General features: G+C 68.1%; 13 protein-coding genes. 6 read left to right on the top strand and 7 right to left on the bottom strand.

The annotated features are described in order from the left end of the window. Window positions 1-61: 61 nt before the first annotated feature. Window positions 62-1,984 (top strand): acyl-CoA dehydrogenase, encoded by a 1,923-nt coding sequence (locus AB0J62_RS31380; RefSeq protein ID WP_363878614.1) that lies wholly within the window; start codon window positions 62-64, stop codon window positions 1,982-1,984. Continuing rightward, a complete protein-coding gene (locus tag AB0J62_RS31385; protein ID WP_363878617.1) occupies window positions 1,977-2,603 on the top strand; it encodes a hypothetical protein in 627 nt (208 codons plus the stop codon). The genes AB0J62_RS31380 and AB0J62_RS31385 overlap by 8 nt, the downstream gene beginning before the upstream one ends. Before the next feature lie 469 nt (window positions 2,604-3,072). On the opposite strand, the gene AB0J62_RS31390 is transcribed toward AB0J62_RS31385, so the two are convergent. Next, entirely contained in the window at window positions 3,073-3,711 is a 639-nt protein-coding gene (locus AB0J62_RS31390; RefSeq protein ID WP_363878620.1) for a response regulator transcription factor, read from the bottom strand. Further along, entirely contained in the window at window positions 3,699-5,600 is a 1,902-nt protein-coding gene (locus AB0J62_RS31395; RefSeq protein WP_363878623.1) for a histidine kinase, read from the bottom strand. The genes AB0J62_RS31390 and AB0J62_RS31395 overlap by 13 nt, the downstream gene beginning before the upstream one ends. A gap of 148 nt (window positions 5,601-5,748) precedes the next feature. Between AB0J62_RS31395 and AB0J62_RS31400 the strand changes: the two genes are divergently transcribed. Then, entirely contained in the window at window positions 5,749-6,054 is a 306-nt protein-coding gene (locus AB0J62_RS31400; protein WP_363878626.1) for a hypothetical protein, read from the top strand. On the opposite strand, the gene AB0J62_RS31405 is transcribed toward AB0J62_RS31400, so the two are convergent. Beyond that, entirely contained in the window at window positions 6,055-8,589 is a 2,535-nt protein-coding gene (locus AB0J62_RS31405) for a bifunctional FO biosynthesis protein CofGH (protein ID WP_363879238.1), read from the bottom strand. A 115-nt stretch (window positions 8,590-8,704) separates the two neighbouring features. Between AB0J62_RS31405 and AB0J62_RS31410 the strand changes: the two genes are divergently transcribed. Further along, window positions 8,705-9,259 carry a TetR family transcriptional regulator gene (locus AB0J62_RS31410; RefSeq protein ID WP_363878630.1) on the top strand — a complete coding sequence of 185 codons (555 nt, stop codon included), beginning with the start codon at window positions 8,705-8,707 and terminating at the stop codon, window positions 9,257-9,259. A 70-nt stretch (window positions 9,260-9,329) separates the two neighbouring features. Continuing rightward, the gene (locus AB0J62_RS31415) at window positions 9,330-11,156 is read left to right on the top strand and encodes an ABC transporter permease (protein WP_363878633.1); all 1,827 of its coding nucleotides are present in this window, start codon (window positions 9,330-9,332) and stop codon (window positions 11,154-11,156) included. On the opposite strand, the gene AB0J62_RS31420 is transcribed toward AB0J62_RS31415, so the two are convergent. The 4 genes from AB0J62_RS31420 to AB0J62_RS31435 form a co-directional block, all read right to left on the bottom strand. Further along, window positions 11,113-11,607 (bottom strand): DUF2867 domain-containing protein, encoded by a 495-nt coding sequence (locus AB0J62_RS31420; RefSeq protein WP_363878636.1) that lies wholly within the window; start codon window positions 11,605-11,607, stop codon window positions 11,113-11,115. The genes AB0J62_RS31415 and AB0J62_RS31420 overlap by 44 nt on opposite strands. A gap of 12 nt (window positions 11,608-11,619) precedes the next feature. Continuing rightward, the gene (locus AB0J62_RS31425; protein WP_363878639.1) at window positions 11,620-12,150 is read right to left on the bottom strand and encodes a TetR/AcrR family transcriptional regulator; all 531 of its coding nucleotides are present in this window, start codon (window positions 12,148-12,150) and stop codon (window positions 11,620-11,622) included. A gap of 245 nt (window positions 12,151-12,395) precedes the next feature. After that, window positions 12,396-13,610 carry an MFS transporter gene (locus AB0J62_RS31430; protein WP_363878642.1) on the bottom strand — a complete coding sequence of 405 codons (1,215 nt, stop codon included), beginning with the start codon at window positions 13,608-13,610 and terminating at the stop codon, window positions 12,396-12,398. Next, window positions 13,607-14,053: a MarR family transcriptional regulator gene (locus AB0J62_RS31435; protein WP_363878645.1), complete on the bottom strand. Its 447-nt coding sequence runs from the start codon at window positions 14,051-14,053 to the stop codon at window positions 13,607-13,609. Before AB0J62_RS31435 ends, AB0J62_RS31430 begins: the two co-directional genes overlap by 4 nt. A gap of 172 nt (window positions 14,054-14,225) precedes the next feature. Here AB0J62_RS31435 and AB0J62_RS31440 point away from each other — a divergent pair, with 172 nt between their 5' ends. Next, window positions 14,226-15,506 carry an MFS transporter gene (locus AB0J62_RS31440; RefSeq protein ID WP_363878648.1) on the top strand — a complete coding sequence of 427 codons (1,281 nt, stop codon included), beginning with the start codon at window positions 14,226-14,228 and terminating at the stop codon, window positions 15,504-15,506. The last annotated feature ends 18 nt before the right edge of the window (window positions 15,507-15,524 follow it).

Consider the following 15,524-nt stretch of genomic DNA (forward strand, 5'->3'; position numbering starts at 1 on the left):
GGTTGTCCACAGTTACGAACCGATGACGGATCGCGGTTGGCAATCCGCATAAGTTAAGGACATGAGCACATCGGGGATGCGGGACTACTTGGACGGGCCGCACAAGGCGGCGCGGGACATCGTGCGGGACAGGCTGGCTGGGCACGGTGAGTTGGCGGATCTGGCGGTGCGGTTGCCGCGTGACGAGTACCGGGACAAGGTGCTCGAGTTGTTGCTGGAGTCGGCTGCGGACGGCCTGCCTGCGCGTGGGTATCCGAAGGAGTACGGAGGCGAGGGTGATCTCGGCGGGTTCATCGCGGGGTTCGAGACGCTGGCCTTCGGTGATCTTTCGCTGATGGTGAAGGCGGGTGTGCAGTTCGGGCTGTTCGCCGGCGCGATCCTGCATCTCGGGACGGAGAAGCACCACGAGCGTTACCTGGCGGATGCGGTCAGCGGGCGGTTGCTCGGCTGCTTCGCGATGACCGAGACCGGTCACGGGTCGAACGTGCAGGCGCTCGGCACGACGGCGACGTACGACGAAGCAACGGGAGAGTTCGTCGTTCACACGCCGACGAAGGAGGCACGCAAGGACTACATCGGTAACGCGGCGCGGCATGGGCGGATGGCGGCGGTGTTCGCGCAGCTTGTCGTCGGTGGTGAGAGCCATGGCGTGCACTGCCTGCTGGTGCCGATCCGGGCCGAGGACGGTACGCCGCTGCCGGGCGTGACGCTGTCGGACTGCGGACCGAAGCTCGGGCTGAACGGCGTCGACAACGGACGGATCGTGTTCGAGCAGGTCCGGGTGCCGCGGGATGCGCTGCTGGACCGCTATGCCCAAGTCGATGCCGATGGCAACTACAAGAGCGCGATCGAGAACCCGGACCGGCGATTCTTCACGATGCTCGGGACCCTCGTGCAAGGACGCGTGTCCGTCGGCGGCGCGGCGATCAACGCGAGCAAGGTAGCGCTGACGATCGCGATCAGGTACGGCGATCAGCGGCGTCAGTTCGGCGCTCCGGGCAAGGCCGAGGAAACGGTGCTCCTCGACTACCGCATGCATCAGCGGCGCTTGCTGCCGTTGCTCGCGCGGACGTATGCGTTGCATTTCGCGCAGGCCGAGCTGGTCGAGGAGTTCGCGCGGGTGTTCAACGACGATCGCGACGAGCACGATCGGCGGGCGTTGGAGGCGCAGGCCGCCGGCAAGAAGGCGCTCGGGACGTGGCACGCGACCGAGACGATCCAGATGTGCCGCGAGGCGTGTGGCGGCGCCGGCTACCTGGCGGAGAACCGGTTGGCCACGCTGAAGGCGGACACCGATGTGTTCACGACGTTCGAGGGCGACAACACCGTCCTTCTGCAGTTGGTGGCCAAGGGTCTGCTGACCGACTACCGGGAGTCGTTCGGCAAGCTCGATCCACTCGGTACGGCGCGGTTCATCGCGGCGCAGGCGGTCGAGATCGCGGTCGAGAAGGCTGCGCTCCGACCGGTGATCGAGCGGCTGCGGGACGTCGTACCGAATCGGAGTGATGCGGCGGATCCGGATGCGGGGTTGCGGGACGATGCGTACCACTCGGGGTTGCTGCGGTTCCGCGAGGAGCACATGTTGGCCGGCGTCGCGCGGCGGTTGAAGGCCGGGATCGACGCGGGCGACGAGCCGTTCGACGTGTTCAACCGCTGCCAGGACCACGTGATCGCGGCCGGGCGGGCGCATGTCGACCGGGTCGTCCTCGAAGCGTTCCAGGCGGCGGTGCGGGAGGCCCCGGAGGAGATCGAACAGCGGCTGCACGACCTGTACGACCTGCATGCGCTGGCGACGATCGAGGCGGAGCGCGCGTGGTACCTCGAGCACGGGCGGCTGTCGGCCGGCCGGTCGAAGGCGATCACGGCGCTGGTCAACGAGTTGTGCGCGGCAATCCGGCCTGCCGCTGTGGAGCTGGTCGACGCGTTCGGAGTACCGGGCTCGGCAGTGGAGGTGCCGATGGTTGTACCGTCACAGCATGAGTGAGTCGATCGAACCCGCGTCGGCTGCCGAGGCCGCCCGCGAACTCGCCCGGGTACTGCTTGAGCAAGCCGACGCTCTGGACCTGCACGACCTGCGGGCCACCGGCGCGATCGAGAACGTCCGGGTCCAGGCCCGGGCGCTCGCGGACGCGGTGCACGAACGCGGCTGGGGCGACATCTTCCTCGGGATCGACTCGTACGACCCCGACGAGCTGGACGACCTGCCGCTGGGACCGGACGACTTCGACGACCCGGCGGACTACCGCGAGATCGTCGAGGGCGGCAGTCTGGACGATCTCGAGGAGCTCGGGGAGCCGCTGCTGCCGGAGGACGGTGTCCGGCTCAGCTACCAGGCGCGCTACGACTATGTGGTGACCGACCCGGAGGCCTTCGTGCAGTATGTGCGGAGCCGCGCGGACGAGGCGCAGAACGACGAAGTGATCGACGACATCGAGGACGCGCAGTCGGCGTTCGAGCTGCTCTGCTACCTGGACGGACTCGGCTCGAAGGAGTACGAGTCGTTCGGGCTGATCCCCGGCGGCGGCGAGGAATCGCACAAGGTGGTCGAGTTCTCCCTGTGGGACCTGGACCCGACCCGGCGCGACGACACCTACCCCTATTAGCCCCTACTAGCAAACCGGAATCCGGCAGCCCCCGGAAAAGGAACTTCCCCGCTGTACTGGTCCCCAGCAGCACCAGTACGGCGAGGAAGTCTCCACATAAAAACGCCGACCGTGCCGGACGTTGGTCGCCACCTCACTGGCGACCAACGCCCGACCGGCACGGCCGGCGTCCTGCTGTTGCCCCGAGAGGGCAAGTGGCCCGAAGGAGGGTGGACCCGAAGCTCATTCCGAGGCCGGCAGGGGAGGTACAGTCCGGTCGCGGACGGGAGCTCGTCGGGTAACCACTTGGACCCGTTGCCGGCGACCCGTCCGTCGCCGACAAGGCAACGTTGGCATGGGGCCGCTACTACCGGGAATCATCCGGTTCAAACATTTGCATTGCCTTTGAAGTAAGCAACGCTCAGTGAAAGTTTCCTCACTTTCCGTGCAGATGTTGCCTTCTGCAACAACTAACCACTCGTCAAGACTCTCACTGACGCAGCTGGGTGAGGACAGCAAGCACGCGGCGATGAGTGTCCGGCGCCTCGTCGATGCGGAGCTTCTGGAAGATGCTGCGCATGTGGCTCTCGACGGTCCGCTCGGCGAGCACGAGGTGCGCCGCGATCGCGCTGTTCGAGCGCCCTTCGGCCACCAGCGCGAGCACTTCACGCTCCCGCGCCGACAGTGCGGCAACCGGATCGTCGATGCGCGTCGGCGTCACCAGCGCCGCGACGATCGCCGGGTCGAGTGCGGAGCCGCCGTCCACCACCCGCCGCATCGCGTCGAGGAAGTCCCCGACGCGCAGCACCCGATCCTTCAGCAGATAGCCGAACCCGCCGGTGCCGACCAGTCCGACGACGTGACGCGTCTCGATATGCTGCGACAGCATCAGGATCGGCCGCGCCGGCGACTCCGCCCGCAGGATCACGGCTGCCCGCGCCCCGTCGTCCGTCATCGTCGGCGGCATCCGTACGTCGATGATGGCCAGATCGGGATCCGCCGCGCGGACGACGTCGACCAGCTCGTCGGCCGTGTCTGCCGTACCGACGACGTCGTGGCCGTTCTCGGTGAGCAGACGGCTCAAACCCTCACGAAACAAGGCGGAATCCTCGCCGATCACGATGCGCATGGGATCTCCACCGTGATCGAGGTCCCGGCCCCGGGCGGGCTGTCCACGGTGAACTCCCCGCCGACCGAGGCGACACGGTCTCGCAATGACGTCAACCCGAACCCTTCCTTGGCTCCACCCACGCCGTCGTCGCGCACCACCGCGCGCAGTACCTGATCTGTCAGTCCGACCGAGATAGAGATCCGGGTCGCCCGCGCGTGCTTCAAGGCGTTCGCGATCGCCTCACCAACAGTGAAGTAGACCGTTGTCGCCGCGCTCTCGCCGACCTCCAGTTCGGGTACGACAAGATCGACCGGCAGGGCACTGTCCGCGACCAAGTGCCGCAGCGCCACCGCGAGACCGTCGTCGAGCCGGCTCGGCCGAACCCCGTGCGCGATCCGCCGCAGCTCCGCGACAGTGTCCTCGAGCGTCTCGACGACTTCATCGAGCTCGCGGTACGCCGGTATGCCGGGCTCGAGCTGGTACTGGACGGAACGTAACCGCATCCCGATCGCGATCAACCGCTGTTGCGCGCCGTCGTGCAAGTCGCGCTCCAGGCGATGCCGCTCGGCATTCACCTCGTCCATCAGCCGGGCTCGGCTGGTCCGAACCTCGGTCAACGCCTCGCGCAGTTCGAGCTGCAGCCGACTCACCTCGATCGGCAGCCGGGCTTCGACGACTGCTTCCCGTGCTCGCCGGACCCGCCGCGCGGACGTCGTACCGAGGACGAGGGCACCGACCACGGAATCGCCGGTCTGCAACGGGATCGCGCCGTCGGGCGGCTCGAGTTCCGACCCGGGGCGTCGCAGCAGGACCTGCAGGCCGGGGTCGTCGAGGGCTGAGCGCAGTACGGCTTCGATCTGTTCGGGCTCGGCCTCGCCGTCACGCACCCGCCGTACGAAGTCGCGGATCCGGGCCAGCGCGACCGTGCGATCCGGATCGACCACTCGGCCGACCGTGCGATGGATCCAGTGGTACAGGGGAAGCAGGGCCAGGGCGGTCACGAAGGCGGCGGTAGTGATGCCGACCCGGTCCGGGAAGAACCCGCCGATCGCGAGAACCACGGCTGCGAACACGCCTGCGGAGATCAGGGTCGTGACGAGCCAGCTGACGGTCGCGCCGAGCAGCCGATCGATGTCGAACAGGTCGTGCCGCAGGATCGCGACCGTGATCGCACCCGGGACCAGGACGAGCATGGCGATCAGGAACCAGGTGTAGGCCAGAGTTCCGGGAGCGCCCAAAGCACTCGCCACCCAACTCAGGCCGAGCAGGATCGGCACTGCGACGGCCGCGGCCATCAGCCAGCGCAGCCGCTGCCGGGTGAGCTGATCGCCGTGTCGGTACCGCACGACCAGGCTGGACGCGGCTGCGAGCAAGGTGGCCAGGAACGTCGCAAACGCTATGACGATCAGGACCGCCCGCGCCGGAGTGGTGTCGGTCTGCGCGGCGTCTTCCCGGGCGACGACGAAGTTCACCAGAGCTGCCGAGACCGGCATCGCAGCCCAGATCCACCGCCAATGCCGGCCGGGCAGTAGGCCGTCCGGGAACAGCAGGACCAGCGTGACGAAGCCGAGGAACAGCCACGGCCAAGCCCCTACCGCGACCTTGTCGACAGCCGATGCCGCCGGCCACGGGCTGGAGGTCCGTGCCGTCGTACCCCAGTCCTCGACGGTGAAGACGAGCGCGGGCATGGTCGCGGTCAGCGCCAGCGCCGGTCCGATCGGACTCGCCGGAGCCCGTACGACGACTAGCCAACCGAGCAGCAGCGCAGGCAGCAACAGAGCGCTGGTGAGCGGCCAGTCGGCCGGCTGTCCGATCGAGGGCGGCCCGTAGGCGAGTGCGGCGCGTACGGCGGCAGCCGCGACGAACAGGACCGTCGCGGCGACGACCAGACGCCGACGCCGGAGCACATCCACATGATGACCGCGGACTGCCGTTCGCGCACCAGTGTCAGCACGTAGCGGCTGTCCACGGGCAAGGTCCGGCGACAGCACCGATGCGGTACGCCGCCCCCGAACGCGACCGTGGGGGAGTCAGCTACTCGAGAAGGGGTTTCCCATGATTGCCGCCGCCACCATCCTGTTCGCGTTCCCGCTCGGATTCTTCCTGCGCAACCGGCTCGCCGCCTACGTCGCGTACATCGCGATCTTCGCGTACTGCTTCACGTTCCAGACGCTCTACCTGCTGAGGTCGTGGGTCGGCGACAGCCACCAGGCCTTCCCGGAAGACCCGGACGCCTTGCCGTTCGGCTACCTCGGCGTCACCGCCGGGATCTACGCCGTCGGGCTCCTGCTCGTCACCATCGGTCACCGGGTCGGGGCCAAGCGGCGTACGCGTGCCGTCGACCTCGACCCGGTGCAGTGATCAGGCCAGTTCGAGCGACGGGCGGGCCGGGACCTCGCCGTACGTCGTGGTGCGCTGCCGGGCCGGTCGCCCGGCAGCGGTCGCCATCGCGGTGAGCTCGGCGATCGACTTGCGGCTGCCGTGCTTGGAGCCCGCCATCCGGCTGATGGTCTCCTCCATCAGCGTGCCGCCGATGTCGTTGACGCCGCCGTTCAGTACGGCGACACAGCCGTCGACACCGAGCTTCACCCATGAGCACTGGATGTTGTCGATCCGCCCGTGCAGCATGATCCGCGCCATCGCGTGCACCGCCCTGTTCTCGTCGTACGTCGGGCCGGGGCGCGCGACTCCCGCCAGGTAGATCGGCGAGTTCTGGTGGATGAACGGCAGCAGGACGAACTCGGTGAACCCACCGGTCTGGTCCTGGACGGCGGCGATCGTGCGCAGGTGCTGGACCCAGTGGTGCGGCGCGTCGACGTGCCCATACATCATCGTCGAGCTGGACGGCAGACCGACCTTGTGCGCGGTGCTGATCACCTCGATCCAGCTTGCCGTGGGCAACTTTCCCTTGGTGAGGATCCAGCGGACGTCGTCGTCGAGGATCTCGGCCGCGGTCCCCGGGATGCTGTCCAGGCCGGCCTCCTTCACCGAGATCAGGAACTCCTCGATCGACAGGCCGGTGCGGACCGAGCCGTTCACGATCTCCATCGGGGAGTACGCGTGGACGTGCATCTGCGGAACGCGATCCTTGACCGCGCGGACGAGGTCGGCGTACGCCGTACCGGGGAGGTCGGGGTGGATACCGCCCTGCATGCAGACCTCGGTGGCGCCGATGACCCAGGCTTCCTCGGCGCGCTGGCCGACCTCGTCCATCGACAGCGAGTAGGCGTCGGCGTCGGTGCGGCGCTGGGCGAACGCACAGAACCGGCAGCCGGTGTAGCAGACGTTGGTGAAGTTGATGTTCCGGTTCACCACGTACGTGACGTCGTCCCCGACCGTTGCCTTGCGCAACTCATCGGCAATCCGCGCAAGCTGGTCGAGCGCCGGCCCGGTGACGGTCATCAGGGTGAGTGCTTGGGCGTCGGACAGCCCGGCCGGGTCGCGTTCAGCGGCGGCCAGGGCCGCCTTCACCTCGGCGGAGATCCGCTCGGGCGAGCCGGCTGCCGTCTCGGCCGTGGTCCCGCCAGACGCTTCTGCTTCTGCCGCGCGTCGTGCCGCGACGTCCTCTCGCAGTACGTCCCAGTCGCCGTACGCCGCGTCGAAGTCCGAGCGGGTTTCGGTGCGACGGCCTTCGGTGTCGATCGCCGTGTGGAGGTCGGTGCGTCCGACGCTGTCCCAGCCGCCGTCCGGCTCTTGCCACGGCAGGCCGACGGGCTTGGCCTCTTCACGCGCCAGACCGGTCGCGGGATCGACCAGAGCCTCGACGTGGGAGATCAGGCGCGGGTCCAACCAGGGTTCGCGCAGGTACTCCGGGTGCGCCGTCAGCCGCTCACGCAGTACGAATCCCGCGTCGGCGGTGACCTTGGCGAGGTCGTCGATCTGGGGCCACGGACGCTCCGGGTTCACGTGGTCGGGCGTCAGCGGCGAGACCCCGCCGAAGTCGTCCACGCCGGCGTCGAGCAGCGCACGGCATTCGGCGAGGTCGACGAGGTTCGGCGGCGCCTGCACCCGTACCCGCGGCCCGAGCACGATCCGCGTGACCGCGATCGCGGCCAGCCACTCGTCCAGCGGTACGTCGGCGTCGTTGCGCATCGCCGTGTCCGGCTTCACCCGGAACCCCTGGATGATGACCTCCTGGATCCCGTTGTACTGCCGGGCAACCTTGCGCAGCGCGAAGATCGAGTCCGCCCGCTCCGGCAGCGTCTCGCCGATCCCGATCAGCAGGCCGGTCGTGAACGGTACGTTCGACCGGCCGGCATCCTCCAGCACCCGCAACCGAATCGCGGGGTCCTTGTCCGGCGACCCGAAATGCGGCTGGCCCTTCTCCTCGAACAGCCGGCGCGAGGTCGTCTCGAGCATCATGCCCATGCTCGGCGCGACCGGCTTCAACCGCTGCAGGTCCTGCCACGACATCACGCCTGGGTTCAGATGGGGCAGCAGGCCAGTCTCCTCGAGGACCCGGATCGCCATCGCCCGGACGTAGTCGAGCGTGCTGTCGTACCCGGCTTCCTCCAGCCACTGCTTCGCTGCGTCCCACCGGTCCTCGGGCGCATCGCCGAGGGTGAACAGCGCCTCCTTGCAGCCCAGCGCCGCGCCTTGCCGCGCGATCTCCAGCACCTCGTCCGGCGAGAGGTACGGCGCGTGCACGCGTCCCGGCGTCGTCGCGAACGTGCAGTAGTGGCAGCGGTCCCGACAGAGCCGGGTGAGCGGGATGAAGACCTTCTTCGAGTACGTGACGATGCCCGGCCGGCCGGCGTCGGCCAGGCCCTGGTCGCGGACGCGGGCCGCGGTCGCCATCAGTGCGGTCAGCGCGTCGCCGCTCGCGCCGAGCAGCACCTCCGCCTCCGCCGGGTCGAGGGTCTTGCCGTCGTCCGCACGCTTCAAGGCGCGCCGCATCGCAGTACTCAAATCGTTGGCCACGAAATCCGAGCCTAAGACGGGAAAACGTGCCGATCTCGCGATTCCGGGCACCAAAAACAATCCGTACAGACGTCCTGATAGTTTGCTGTTCGTGCAGGTCAGGAGGGTTGCAGACGGCCGGCGGCTGCGTGGTGAGCAGCGGCGGAGCGAGTTGCTGCGCGCGACCTTGACCGTCATCGAACGCGACGGAGTCGCAGGTGTGAGCCACCGCGCGGTGGCCGCCGCGGCCGATGTGTCGGTCGCCTCGATCACCTACCACTTCCCAACGCTCGACGATCTGCTCGTCGCCGCGCTCCGCTCAGCCGCCGAGGATCTCGCTGTCGAACTGCACGGGCGAGGCAGCGAGCTCGGCGCGCGCCCGGCCGATGAACTGGCGCGGTTGATCGAGCACAGCGTTGTACGGCGGCGTGGCCGGACGCTCGCGCTGTACGAGCTCTATCTGTACGCCGCACGGCGGCCGGAGCTCCGCGAAACGGCTGGAGCGTGGTTGGAGCCGTTGACGGAGATCGCCCGTACGTTCACCGCGGATCCGCAGAAGGCGACGCTGCTGGTCGCTGCCCTGGACGGGTTGCTGATGCAGGCACTGATAGGTGCGCGTGAGATTGACCAGCAGGATGTCGCCGCGCTGGTGCAGGTGCTGAGGTAGCGCACGGGCTACCTGCGGTCGGGTGCTGAGGCCAGAGTGCTGGGGCGGTCGGAGCAGGTTGGCTGGGCGCATGCTGAGGTTGTCTGTCGGCGCGCTGCGGACCAGGTGGCAGTTGTTCGCCGGTGCGGTGGTTGCGGTCGCACTAGGGGTCGGGCTGGTGCAGTCCGGGTTGCAGATGCTGGCTGCGACGGATCGGCCCGTACTGCCGGCCGGGCTGTCGGCGTACCAGCGCGCCCAGGTCCGGGAGGGGTACGTCGGCGCCGCGACCTTGCTGGGGATGTCGGTGATGCTGGCTGTCTTCCTGAGCGTGTTCATCGTCAGTACGACGTTCGGCTTCATGACTGTGCAGCGGAGGCGGGAGTTCGGGCTACTGCGGCTGGTGGGGGCGCAGCGGGGCTATCTGTGCCTGATGGTGGTGACTGAGGCCGGACTGCTCGGGCTGGTGGGCAGTGTGGTCGGGCTGCCTCTCGGTGTGGTCGCTACGTGGGCGCAGTCGTGGTTGCTCGTGGAGCTGGGGATGCTGCCGAGCTGGTTCGCGGCGCCGTGGGATCAGGGGGCGGTATGGGCGGCGATGATCGTGGGCGTGAGTACGGCGCTGGCCGGCGTACTCGCGGCGGCCTGGCGGGCATCGCGGATCGGTGCGCTCGAGGCGGTGGTGGAGGGGTCGGCGGCACGGCGGGTGATGACGGGGTGGCGATGGTGCTGGGGGTTGTCGGCTGCGTTCGGCACGGTAGTGCTGGTGATCGCGGCACAGGCGGCGCGGGATCTCGTTGCGGGGCTGATGATCGGACTGGTCGTGATGATCAGCGGGTCGGTCGCGCTGAGCCAGCTGAGTCCGGTCGTCGTACCACTCGTCGGTCGGGTTCCCGCGATCGTTGTCCGCGGCAACTTGATAGCGGATCTCGCGCGGGCGGGTGTGCTGCACGCGGTACGGCGGAGTGCGGCGACCGCGGCGCCGTTGATCGTGCTCGTCGGACTGGTTGTCGGGCTGTGGGGGACGTTCGGCTCGCTGGCGAAGGCGGTCGGGGTGGAGCAGGAGCGGTTGATCACGGCGGATGTCGTTGTCGATCATGCGGTTGCGCCGGGGCCGGGGATCGTGGCGGCGTCGGCGCAGACCGCCGTACCGATCGTTGTCATGCGGGGGAAGAGTGCGGTGTACTCCGAGGCGATCGGGATCGACGCGGCGGCGTACCAGCAGACGCACAAGCTGCGGCCGCGGAAGGGTTCGCTGGATCGGTTGACCGGGCGGACGATCGCGATCGGCCCGGGGATGGCGGTGGAGGATTACAAGCTCGGGTCGGTGCTCAAGGTTGCTCTTGGCAACAGAACGATCGCGGTGAAGGTTGTCGCGATCATGCCGGAGACGCTCGATGTCAGCGAGAACTTCTTCATCCCGCGGAGCCTGCTGCCTGCCGGTGGGCGGACCGAGACGTTGGTCAAGCTCGCGCCCGGTACGACGATGGTGGGTCAGACTGTTGAGGAATGGGCGCGGGCGCGGGGTGAGGCGCAGCAGCGGAGCAACTCGGGGCTGTTCGCTGCGCTGATGGGGTTGGCGGGGATCTTCACGGCCGTCGCGGTCGTCAATGCGGTCGTGATGTCGACGGCTGATCGGCGGCGTGAGTTCACGTTGGGGCGGATGGCCGGGCTGACGCGTGGGCAGGTCGTTGCGATTGCCGTTGTGGAGTCAGCGACCGTCGTGGTAGTCGGTGTACTGCTCGGAGCTCTGGTTGCCGCTGCCGCGCTGGCTGGGATCGCGGCGGGGCCTTACGGCCTTGCTGCGTTGGCGATTCCATGGCGGGTGCTCGGGTTGATCTTCGCGTCCGCGCTGGTCGTGGTCGGTACGGCGGCGGCGCTCACTGCTTGGCGTGCGACGTCTCGCCGGCTCGGCACATGCTGAGCAGGACGAGGTGGTGGAACGGGCGGATCAGGTTGTAGTAGAACCGCCCGGCCGGCCGCAGGTACTGCACGAGGGTGACCACCTGGAACTTGGCCGGCCGCTCGTTGTCGGTGATGAACGCGAGGTAGCCGATCAGGTGGTTATCGGAGACCTTCAGCAGCAGGTAGTGGTCCTCTTCGCCGCGCAGGACCGTGAAGAACGCGTCCTTCTCGCCGGGCGTGAAGCTCACGGTGTCGGGGCGAATCCGCCGCGAATCGGGCGCGACTGTCTCGAGACGCAGTACGGCTGCGACCGCGATCCTGATCGCGAACAATCCCTTGACCCACAACGGACTGTGGCCCAGCGCACCCGCAACGAACTCCCGGAGCGTCACGTCGGCGCTCGCCGTCTTCACGTCGATCTCGTCCGCGACCGGGATCAGGTCGTCGAGCTCGTGCAGGGTCGTCGGCATCGTTCGCTCCCTCTAATCGATCAAGCGGAGAGTGAGGTTGTAGATCTCGCGCAGGTCGGTGCGTTCGACCGGCGGCAACACCTGCTCGGCCCCGATCAGAATCAGATACAGCAACTGCGCGTACCGGTCCGGATCAACGTCCGCGCCGAGTCCACGACACAGCTCCTTTAGGTACGCCGTGCGAGCCTCATCCACCCGCTCCTGCGCGGCGCGCACCTCGGGATCCTGCAAGGCCCACGCCCGCACAGCAATCTCCACCGCCGCACTATCCGGATCAGCCAGCACCAACCGCAACAGGTGCTCCAACTTCGCCCGCGGCTTCGCGTCCTCGGCGTCGATGGTGTCGATCAACCGGGTCGTGTACTGCGCCTCGAAGTACTCCATGAGCGCCGCCTTGAAACCGCCGGCACTCCCGAAGTGGTGGTAATACGACCCCTTCGTCACCCCGAGCTGATCGGTCAACCGCTCGATCGTGATCGCCGGCGCCCCCTCGGTCGCCAACAACTCAAGCCCCGCATCCAACCACTCAGTCCGTGTAACCACCCCAAAAACATACCATACGGTTTGGTATGGTCCGGCCAGCCCGAGAGCGGGCTAAAACGCGAGGACCCGCCGGAGAATCGATCTCCGGCGGGTCGGGTGATGGGGTCGTGAGTGGGGACGGGTCGGGGGTGGGTCGGGAGGTTCGCGGTCAGCGAACCGGCAGCTCCAGTGAAACGAGCAGGCCGGCAACGGTTCAGCTGGTGGGGTGGCGGGCGAGCTGCTGGGTGCGGCTGGTTGGTCCCGGGTTAGGCGTCGGCGACGGTTAGGGCCTCGGCCTCGACTTCGGAGTGGTTGGTGGGGACGCGGAGGTGGGACAGGGGCTTCCAGCCGGTGGCTAGTACGCCGACCGCGAGTAGGACGGCGATCGCACCGACGTAGAACGGGAGTTGGATGTTGAACTCCTCGCCGAGCTTTCCGGCCAGCCAGGGAGCGACGGCACCGCCGGAGAAGCGGACGAAGGAGTACGCCGCGGACGCCGTGCCGCGCTCGACCGGAGCGGCCGACATGACGGCCTCGGTGATCAGCGTGTTGTTGATGCCCAGGAACAGACCGGCCACGACGACGCCGATCGCGAGCACCGCCTTGTGGTGCGCGAAGAGACCCATGACCGCGAGGTCCGCGCTGAAGAGCAACAGCACAGTCATCGCGACCGGCAGCGTGCCGAACCGGCGCTGCAGCCGCGGCGCCACAAACACCGAGGTGAACGCGAGGCACAGGCCCCAACCGAAGAAGATCAGCCCGATCTGCCGCGCCGACATCGCCAGCGGGAACGGAGTGAACGCAAGCAGTGTGAAGAAGCCGAAGTTGTACAGCAGGGCGGTGATCGCCACAGTCGCCAGCGACCGGTGCCGCAGTGCCTTCAGCGGCTCGAGGATCGACGTACGGCGGGCTTCCGGCGGCGAGGCGGGCAGCAGGAACGCGGTCGCGGCGAGCGCGATCGTCATCAGTACAGCGACGCCGAAGAACGGGCCGCGCCAGGAGATCGTGCCGAGCTCACCGCCGACGAGCGGTCCGGCCGCGATGCCGACGCCAAGGGCGGCCTCGTAGAGGATGATCGCCTCGGCGACCGAGCCGGCGGCCGAGTTCACGATCGTGGCGAGGGCGGTCGCGATGAACAACGCGTTGCCGAGGCCCCAGCCGGCCCGGAACGCGACGATCATGCCGATGCTGTTGGACATACCGGCCAGTGCGCTGAACACGACGATGATGGCCAGGCCGATCAGCAGGGTGCGCTTCGCGCCGATCCGGCTCGAGACCGCGCCGGTGATCAGCATCGCGACACCGATGACCGCCATGTAGCTGGTGAACAGCAGCGAGACCTGGGACGGGCTCGCGTGCAACTGCTCGGCGATCGGCTTGAGGATCGGGTCCACCAGGCCGATGCCCATGAATGCGATCACGCAGGCGAACGCGACCGCCCAGACGGACTTGGGCTGCTTCAGAAACGATGAGTTGCTCACCGGGGCGTGTCCTCCAGAGGTTCGAGGGTGAGGAGTTTGTGGATGACGGCGACCGCGGCCTCCAGCGTGGTGAGGTCCGTCGCGGAGAGTTGATGAAGCCGGGAGGCCAGCGCGACGCCGGCTTGCCGCCGGGCGCTGTTCAGCTCGGCCAGGCCGGCATCGGTGAGGCTGATCAGGCTGGCGCGAGAGTCGCCCGGGTCGGCGGCTCGGCGCACCCAGCCCTGCTCTTCCAGGCGCTGGACGAGAGTGGACATCGTCGGCTGAGAGGTCCGGTCGGCCTTGGCCAGCTCACTGATCCGGGCCTGTCCCAGCTCGTCCAGCCGCCCGAGGACGCGCATCGCGGCGTGCGGCAGCGTGTTCACGTCGCGGGTCGCCATCCGGGTCAACCGCGACGACGCGACGACGACATCCTCGCCGAGCCGAGTCAGCTCCGTAGCAATCACACCCACAAATATACATAGGAATGCTATGTATCTCCACCGAAGTGAACCAAATCACTCCTCCGGGGGTGGCACTGCAACTTCCTGCAATCCGACGGCGAATCGGTCATGACCGGTAGTGCTCGGCCCGTGCCATGGCTACCGTCGTGACCCGTTGACCTTCCGGCGGATTGTGATGAGTGAGCCCGAGACGACAACGGTTGGCAGTCGGCGATCGCGTGACTTCCGGTCGCTGTGGTTCGGCGAGTCGGTCAGCCTGCTCGGCGATCAGGTCGCCACGCTGGCACTGCCGACGGCGGCCGTCATCAGCCTCGGCGCCTCCGCGACCGAGGTCGGCGGCCTGAATGCGGTCGGCACCGTCGCCTACCCCGTGCTCGGTCTGTTCGCCGGGGCATTGATGGACCGGGTCCGTCGCAGGCCGGTGATGATCGCGGCCAACGCCGTACGGATGACGTGCTTCGTCGTCCTGGTCGTTTGCGCGGCGGCCGGATGGGTGTCGTTGCCCTTGCTGTACGTCGTGGCGGGAGTCGTCGGGACGGCGACGATCTTCTTCGACATCGCCTACCAGACGTACCTGCCGTCGTTGCTAGTCGGCGACGATCTCGCCCGTGGCAACGTCCGGCTCGAGCTGTCGAACTCGGTCTCCCGGCTGGCCGGACCGTCCGTGGGCGGCCCGCTGCTGCAGTTCGGCGGGCTCGCGGCCGCGTTCGGTGCGAATGCCGCATCGTTCGCAGCCTCGATGATCGGGATCGCCTCGATCCGTACGCCGGAACACCAGCCGGAGCGCCCGGACCGGCGTACCCATCTCCTCGCGGACATCGTGGCCGGGATCCGCGTGGTCTGGCGTAACCCGATCCTGCGTTCGCTGACGACATCCGCCGCGCTGCGGAACCTGGGGATCAACGCGAACCGCACAGTGCTGATCGTGTTCATGTACCGAACCCTCGACCTGTCGGCGGGCGCTGTCGGTGTCGTGTTCACCGTCGGCGCGGTCGGTGCGATCACCGGCGCCGCGACCACCACCTGGCTCCTCCGCCGCATCGGCGTCGGCCGCACCCTCCTGCTCACGGGTCTCGAGGGCATGATCTGGCTCCTGGCGCCCCTCAGCCTGCTGGGCGGAGCTCCGTTGTGGCTGATGGGTCTGATGTTCGTCTCGTCGATGTGGCTGCCGGTCTGGAACGCGACGGTGATCACGCTGCGGCAGCGGATCACCCCGGCCGCGTTCCTCGGCCGGGTCCAGGCGACGGCACGCACGATCAATCTCAGCACCATTCCCGTCGGGGCCCTGATCGGCGGCATCTCGGTCGACGCCCTGGCGCCGCTGGGCGAGCGGCGCGGTCCGATCGTTGCCCTGACCCTCTGCTCTGCTGTCGCGATGCTGTCCCTGAGCCAGTTGTGCCGGCGCCGGATTCGCACCATTCGCGACTTGCCGGACGGCTCGTTGGCTGCCCCCTGAGCGGCGCAGTCTGTGCAT

This window comes from Kribbella sp. NPDC049584 (assembly GCF_040675555.1).
GTDB lineage: Bacteria > Actinomycetota > Actinomycetes > Propionibacteriales > Kribbellaceae > Kribbella.